The sequence below is a fragment of the Pseudomonas sp. P5_B2 genome (assembly GCF_056400445.1).
On record NZ_JBFULH010001348.1, the window covers coordinates 1 to 684 of the forward strand.

The following is a 684-nucleotide window of genomic DNA, read 5'->3' on the forward strand; positions in this document are numbered from 1 at the left end:
TTAGCGAAGAGAGGCCCAAAGCCGCCGTTACGAACGCTTGGAAGGTTATTGCCCAAATATCCCCTGATCTATCTGCGGCGCTGTTGAGCTCTAGTCGCACTGGAATGCAGGGGCTAATCTCGCGGGCACCGCGCTATCTGCGTCTATATGCGTTGGCAAAATGGTCGGATAGTTTCGACCTACCACCAGTCCGGACATGGCTACCACTTCTCACCGTCATTACGCACCCTAATGGACTTTTCAGCCAAGAAAACGCCCTACTCGTGCTTGCGCGAGCAATTGGTCGGGACGAGTCAATCAAGGGATTTGACCCTGAGCAACTGACACCGCTAAACGTCGAGGTGCAGAGCAAAGATTGGTCTCAGCTCAATAACCCAAGAGACGCTCACCTTGAAGCTCGTGCAGTCATCAATGTGAAGACTACGGACGGCACTTATGACACGCCATCTTGGTGCCGTCCGAAAGATGCTTGGATGTACGCATTTGGTAGGTTGCTTCGTGCAGCAGCTACGGGCGAACCAGATTTTACCGCTCGTCATTGGCTAGCCCGTGAGGACTCTGGTTGGTATTCCGGGCTTCGCAGTACTTGGCAGAAAAGGCGCATGGGTATGCTTCATACCGCCGAAGGTTTAGGCGGCACCACTGCGGCAATAACCCCATGGTTTTCGAACCTGCTGCTTCATC

1 pseudogene is annotated in these 684 nt (G+C 53.7%); it reads left to right on the forward strand.

Features of this window, described 5'->3' with window-relative positions:
* Positions 1–684 (forward strand): annotated as a pseudogene (locus tag AC1DRJ_RS31155) (hypothetical protein); the annotation flags it as partial.